4 protein-coding genes are annotated in these 6,634 nt (G+C 42.6%); all 4 read right to left on the minus strand.

The features are described 5' to 3' along the window. Positions 1 to 192: 192 nt before the first annotated feature. Positions 193 to 618, minus strand: a complete 426-nt coding sequence (locus O9332_RS16720) for a hypothetical protein (RefSeq protein ID WP_002762400.1) — start codon at positions 616 to 618, stop codon at positions 193 to 195. Between the two features lie 132 nt (positions 619 to 750). Continuing rightward, positions 751 to 1,677 carry an ornithine carbamoyltransferase gene (gene argF / locus O9332_RS16725; RefSeq protein WP_002762401.1) on the minus strand — a complete coding sequence of 309 codons (927 nt, stop codon included), beginning with the start codon at positions 1,675 to 1,677 and terminating at the stop codon, positions 751 to 753. Between the two features lie 291 nt (positions 1,678 to 1,968). Beyond that, complete coding sequence (locus O9332_RS16730) at positions 1,969 to 5,205, minus strand: tubulin-like doman-containing protein (protein ID WP_288026515.1); 3,237 nt, start codon at positions 5,203 to 5,205, stop codon at positions 1,969 to 1,971. A 2-nt stretch (positions 5,206 to 5,207) separates the two neighbouring features. Further along, on the minus strand, positions 5,208 to 6,164 hold the full coding sequence (locus tag O9332_RS16735; protein WP_002762405.1) for a ribonuclease Z: 957 nt from the start codon (positions 6,162 to 6,164) through the stop codon (positions 5,208 to 5,210). Positions 6,165 to 6,634: the final 470 nt, after the last annotated feature.

A 6,634-nucleotide genomic window follows, 5' to 3' on the forward strand; every position in this document is an offset into this window, starting at 1 on the left:
TGAGGTAGTCAATTACCTAATTTTCAGGGAAAAAGTACCTGAATTTTCCCCCCGATCCCCGCAACGGCTGGCACTTTTTGAGGAAAAAAAAGTCTAAAAGTCTTATCCAACAAGGTTTTTAGATTTATTCAGCAGACCCTAAATATCAACCCTTTTGTCGAGACGTTACCCCTAACGTCTCTTTTTGTCCGGTTAATGTGGGTGAGAATTTTTTAGCAATCTTTGCCGGATGCGATCGAGATTTTCTCGACTATTGACAGGTAAATGGGGTAAGGGTAATTCTAAATTGGGCCAATTACTCAAATCATGGCAGGGACAGGATAAACTCGATTGTCCCACCACTTCAATTGGTACGGGTATAGTACAACGAGCGCAGGGATGAAATTCCCATTGAGGGGAAAGTAAGTCTCGGATAGTTTGTTGAGTACCTTCTAGGTAACAATCGCCACTTTCAGGATCAAGCATTTTTTGCCAACAATCTTCAAACTCCGACGAATAGCGATCAGCATTGAAAATTGGCAGCGGAAATAGCATAGCTTGGTTTTTGGGACAAATAACTTTTTTTCCCAATTGAAACCAATGGGCGAGATATTTTTTAACTGCGGAGGTGTCTGACATATAGTTTGTGTGGAGGCTGCCCTGATTATTGCTCTTACCATCAATCCTAGCGTTAACTTCCGGTGTCGGACAGGTCTTAGGATGATTGATTATGTAGTTTAATAATTATTTTAGGTAACTGAGCATCTGCAGCTAGATTAATCCCAATAAACTCACCATTAAAGCTTTTTGGGCGTGCATCCGATTTTCCGCTTGCTCCCAGACTTTTGATTGTACACCCTCGATCGCCCCGTCGGTAATTTCTTCGCCGCGGTGAGCAGGTAAACAATGGAGAATAATCGCGTCTTTGTCAGCGTGACTCATTAGCTGTTCATTGACTTGGTAGGGCTGAAAAACGGGAATTCGGGCATCAGCGAGGCTTTCCTGTCCCATACTTGCCCAGACATCAGTATAGACCACCTGAGAGTCTTTTACGGCCGTAACGGGATCGTCGGTAATTAAGATTTTACTACCGGTTTTCTCGCCAATAGCTTGGGCGCTGGCGACAATTTCCCCATCCGGTTGATAGTTTGCGGGGGAAGCAACCCGCACATTTAACCCCATCAAAGCGCCACCCAAGAGGAGAGAATTAGCGACATTATTACCATCCCCCACATAGGTGAGGTTAATTCCCCGTAAAGTCTGAAAAGTCTCTTGGATAGTCTGTAAATCGGCTAATATCTGACAGGGATGTTCTAAATCCGTTAAAGCGTTGATAATCGGGATGCGGGAATAATTAGCAAAAGCTTCTAAATCCTCTTGTTTAAAGGTGCGAACCGCGAGAATATCGAGATAGCGATCGAGTACCCGGGCTGTATCTGCTAAGGGTTCCCCGCGCCCCACTTGGGTTACACTGGGATTAAGATCGATCACCTGTCCCCCTAACTGGTACATAGCGACGGTAAAGGAAACCCGGGTCCGGGTGGAGGCTTTATAAAATAGCAATCCTAAGACTTTTTTGCAGCTAGGGTTAAGAGTGCCAGCTTTAAGCTGTGCCGATAGATTGAGTAGGGCGCTGATTTCTTCGCTACTCATGTCGGTTATTCTTAAAACATCTCGTCCTTTTAAAGTGGCTACCATTGGTTTTTCTCTCGATAAACAGGGGTTTTGATTGGCTTTTATGGCAGTTAGCGGTTAGCAAAAATCTTGAGTAAAGACCTTATTATAATCCAGTTTTTTCGCTATTAGGCAATTTTTCCCGAAAATTTTCATTTTGGGGGATGTTAGTCCAGCTAACACCCCCACTTTTTCCGTTAAATTAGGTAGGTGTTAAAAATTGTCAGATTCCCCCCTTATCAAGGTGGCTCTCCCCACCTATCGGCACCCCCCTTATCAAGGGGGGCAGGGGGGATCAAACCCAAAATCTAATTTCTACTTAACTAATTTTGCCCCACACTTAGAACAAAAATTAGACGAAGGCGGGTTTTTGTGTCCACAATTACCGCAGATAATTAAAGCTGGGTTAGCCACTTCCGTCACCGGAGAAAGAGGAATTTCTCCACCGCTATCCAACTTATAGTTATGGATTAACTGCAAAATAACTGCATCTTCCCGTTTATATTCTGTATTATCTTTTCCTCCTGTCAACTCCTCGGAACGTTGTTGTAAATATTCGATAAAATTCCGATACAAAGCTTGTTTTTTCTCCGGAGTGGCCGAATCCTGTAACTTAGCTGTCACCTGACTTTGAATTTTTTCCTTATCTTCGCGACAAGCTTTTACTTCTAACACCTGTACCGCATCTTCCCAACTGGTGGCGATATCGACTTTTTTTAATCCCGTTGCGGTTTTAATTTCATAGCGAATTGTTTTCTCATTAGTGACTCGATTGACTTCTGGAAAAAGCACTTTTAAAGCCCGGGACGTCACCACCAATTGATAAATACTCGGATCTTCGGGAAAAACATCCCAGAAAGGAGGTTCCTTTTGGATATGCACGGGGATAGGTAAATCGCGATTTTCCCCCATTTGTTGGGCGCGTTTAGCGAGAATAAATTCTCCTTTCCAGTCTTGATAGGATTGCCGCAGTTCTCGCATTCCATCGAGACAGCGCAGGGAAAAACCGCCAATTTCCTGCACGAAGACAAGACGATGTTTTTCCACTTCTCCCAAGGGTTTAATATCGTCTTCGTTGGGGATAAATTCCCGCAGTTTCGGAATAATTTTTTGGGCTGCCGGGTTACTGGTATTTCTTCCTCCAATCAGGGCAATATTTTGATTTAATTGGGGTGTAAAACCCGCATCTTTTCCCCGCAAAACCGCAGGATTAAGCATAATTAGGGGTCGCGATTTTTGGTAGGCAATGCGAAGATTATTGATAATATCGGCATCGTTGTTATAGATTTTTAACAAGCGATCGCAAGCGGCTAATTCCTGCTGAATGCGACTACTAGCAGGAGCATTTTGTAGGAGTTGATTAGCTTGGTTTAGGATAACTTTTTGAAAATCACCTTGACGAATATCGGCAATCTCGGTTATGTCAAATAAACGCATATTTTCATCAGCGCGGCGCGTTTCTTTCCAGAGGAGGCTAGATTGCTTTAAAATCTCTTCTGAGAGGGGTAAACAAAGGTTATCCATACCCGTATCGTAGGCGTTTTTGTTACCGACAATCCCGGAGGCAAATTGTTCGATAAAGTCTTGATAAAGACCATTTAATTCTTGTCTGTCAAATAATTTAATCCCATTAATTAACAAAGCATCGGCACTATCAATCTGTTGGTTAGCTTGGAGATTAAATAGATCGCGACTTTGAATTAATTTCTGACGAAAGCGATTAAAACGGCTTTCTAATTGATTAAGATGTTCCAATAAACGATTAATAACCTCTACTCCTGCACCTCGGGTTTTTCGTTGAATATTGGCCATTAAATAGCCTTCCAATCCCGTTAAAGCTTGTTCACAATATTGTTCCATCTTATCTTTTTTCGAGATGTGAATTTTATCTTTCAGATCATTAATTTCTGCTAAGGCTGTATCATATTCTCGTTGACGTTTACTTTCGTTTTGACTCCAAACCTGTTCTTGATCGCGACGGAATTTTTCCGCTATGTCGGTGAAGATTTGTCGTACTAAAACAATAAAACTCTCGGCAAATTTTACCCCACGGTTCCGATCCTCAAGGATATTATAAAACTCTATTTCCAGGGACTTTTTACCCCGTTGAATAATTTCATCCCGATTACTATAAATCTTTTTCAGGTAATCGCCGTGCAGCCGTTCATCGGGACTCAATTCTAGTAAATGATTGCGTTTAAATTCCTCGACTCTTGGTGTCAAATAATCATTAATAAATTGCAGAATTTTACCCTGTTCATTGCCTAAAATATTAACACCCTGTTTGGTACAAGAGAGCCAATTATCTTGATTGATTTCCTGACGAGTTTCGTTAGTCCATTGGGAGATTATGGCAATTAAAGAGCGATCCTTGTCGGCACATAAATCCATAATTAATTCCCCTTCGCTCAAGCGCATTTTTTTGAGGATATCACCTCTTACTAAGTCCAACATTTGAGCGGGTAAAATCACGGAATCATTCAGCCACCAATTAATTAAATCTTTGGCTAAACGTTCCGATAAGGAGGCACGAATTTGGGCAATAGGAATTTCAATAGTTGATAGTCCAAAACTCATAAATTGCTTAGGATAACCGCGACCCCCTGGGTCAGCTTGTGCCCAAGAACCCTTAATATTATCTCTAATGGAACGCTTATGAGGGGCAAAATCAGAGGTCATATCTAGAAAAATATTTTGGGCGATCATTTCCCTAATTTGACCGAGTTTAAAATCACCTTCTCCGTTTTTTGTCCCCACTAAATAGGTAAAGTCAAAGGGGGGTAATTTACTAACCACTTCATCGACTAAACCGCTGCTAAACTGTTGATGATATTCGGTTCTGTAGTCAGAAAAGTAATTTAATTCCATCAGGGCAGCGTAACCATTAGCCAAAACTCGATCGCCGACACTAATCCCCGCAAATGCTTCAGGAGTGGGAACAATTGCCGTACTCAAAGGACTACTTTCCCCTCGCAACCAATTACGAATACAGTAGCCTATATCGATTAACATTCCGCTACCCGTACCACCGTTTAAAGACCCCGTAGTAAAGACATTAATGGCACTATTACTAACTTTAATTCCATAGCGATCGAGCATAAAGTTTTCTTGTCCCTTTACCCGTCTCACCGCGTCCAGAAATTTCCTTTGAATCTCATGATAATTACAAAATAAAGCAAAACGACCACAGGCGCGAATTTGTCCCGCTCCCGCTTCCAGGGAAGTAATATTTCTCTCTAATTCCGGGGGAAACCAACTATTAATCCAGGGATATCTATCCATGTCAGATACCATCTCCTGTACCTGTTTTCCACTCACCCGGGCCCAGTGTTTTTCGTTATCTTTAAAAGCACTGCCAGCAGCTTCAGGATTACTGATTTTATAATCCTTATCCGTGTCAACCACCAAAAAACTGACAATCGGAAAATTACTCAAACTGCCATAACTTTCCTCGATTAAGCGACGCAATCGCGATAAAATTTCGTTACCCGTGCCACCAATACCCACTAAAACCGTGGGAACCATGCTTTTTTCTTCTACTGCTGCTGGCATAATTACTTAACTCCTAAGACCATTTCTTGACGGTTGCGGGGGACTTCGTAGGTGAGGAAATCGTAGGCTAATTTAGTGTTAGGAAAAATTGCCCGCGCTTCCTCTAACAGATTGGAAATATCCAGAGAATTCCCCGGTAGATAACGGGGACTAAAATGGGTCATTAATAACAATTTTACTTGGGCTGCCAAGGCCACCTGGGCTGCCATCGTCGAAGTGGAGTGAACACTTTCAAAGGCTAATCCGGCATCTTGGTGAGCAAAAGTCGCCTCATGAATTAGCACATCTGCATTCTGTGCCAATTCGATCGAGCCTTCACAGAAAATAGTATCGGTACAATAGGCAATTTTACGGCCGATTTCCGTTTCTCCGCAGAGGGACTGACCGCGAATTTTTCTGCCATCGGGAAGGGTGACAGTTTCCCCTTTTTTCAGCTTGCCGTAAATTGGTCCGGGGGGAATACCTAAAGCGTTGGCTTTTTCCACATCAAAACGTCCTGGACGGTCTTTTTCGGCGATACGATAACCGTGGGCGGGAATACGATGTTTTAATAGCTGACAGGAGACGGTAAATTCTTCATCCTCGTAGAGTATGCCGGGGGAAACGGGATGGACACGCACCCGATTGGCTAAATTAGTATAGGAATACTTAGCACAAGCACGCAGATAGTCCCCTAGTCCGGGGGGTCCGTAGATATCAATATCCTGAGCAGAACCGGCTAATCCAATACTGGCTAACAGTCCCATTAGACCAAAGATATGATCCCCGTGCATGTGGGTGATAAAAATGCGTCGGATTTGGGAACTTTTCAGGTCGCTACGCAGTAACTGGTGTTGAGTTCCTTCTCCACAGTCAAACAGCCATATTTCTGCCCGTTGCGGCAACCGAAGGGCGATACTAGAGACATTACGGGAACGAGTGGGAACCCCGGAACTGGTTCCTAAAAAAGTAATCTCCACAGGATAGCTGTCAGGATAGAGGATTCTTTTTCTAGTCTAGGCTGTTTTTATCGATTTCTCGATCGAATTGCTGCTTTTCTGTATTTCATCACTTGAAAACAGAAAATACCCTGATTTTGACCTAAGTGGGTGGGTGGAATTAAATATAAGTTGAACGTAGGTTGGGTTGAAGCATGAAACCCAACGCCCGCTCATGTTACGCTACCGCTAACCCATCCTACTGGACTGTTTCAGCTAATTTGGTGTATTAGAAAAATGCTATAAATTCTATAATCTAAGACTTTAAGCCGAAATCTATTGCCCTATTTTAGCTGAAACAGTCCACTACAAAGGCTCTTCGGTTTGTGTTATGCAATGGACGGGGGTTATAAGGGATGGAACCCTTATAGAGAAAGGCATTTAGCGATTTTTGTCAATTGTTTTTGCTCTAGAGCGAACTAATCAATTAAGTCTCTTGCCAGATAAGGATT

It is taken from the genome of Microcystis sp. LE19-10.1B (assembly GCF_027530565.1).
Lineage (GTDB): Bacteria > Cyanobacteriota > Cyanobacteriia > Cyanobacteriales > Microcystaceae > Microcystis > Microcystis aeruginosa.

What these genes read in the sequence shown, in the direction of transcription:
- O9332_RS16720 (WP_002762400.1), bottom strand. Translation starts at nt 618, where the DNA reads ATGTCAGACACCTCCGCAGTTAAAAAATATCTCGCCCATTGGTTTCAA.
- argF (WP_002762401.1), bottom strand. Translation starts at nt 1,677, where the DNA reads ATGGTAGCCACTTTAAAAGGACGAGATGTTTTAAGAATAACCGACATG.
- O9332_RS16730 (WP_288026515.1), bottom strand. Translation starts at nt 5,205, where the DNA reads ATGCCAGCAGCAGTAGAAGAAAAAAGCATGGTTCCCACGGTTTTAGTG.